Genomic DNA, 215 nt, shown 5'->3' with positions numbered 1-215 from the left:
GTTACTTAGAGGATGGCAGGCTTAAAATTGATAACAATCGCGCAGAGCGAGCTATAAAACCGTTCGTGATCGGGCGAAAAAACTGGTTGTTCTCTAAATACCAGTAAGGTGCACATGCCAGTGCGATACTTTATAGCCTTGTTGAAACCGCAAAGGCCAATGACCTTGTAGTGCATGATTATATTTCTACTTGTTTACAGCACCTAGCTGAGCAG

The 215-nt window shown here is 43.3% G+C and carries 1 pseudogene; it reads left to right on the top strand.

What is annotated here, in order from left to right:
- Positions 1 to 215, top strand: a pseudogene (locus A8L45_RS24085) (IS66 family transposase); the annotation flags it as partial.

This window comes from Veronia pacifica, from assembly GCF_001707825.1.
GTDB classification, from domain to species: domain Bacteria; phylum Pseudomonadota; class Gammaproteobacteria; order Enterobacterales; family Vibrionaceae; genus Veronia; species Veronia pacifica.
This window is presented reverse-complemented; position numbering and strand designations above follow the sequence as displayed.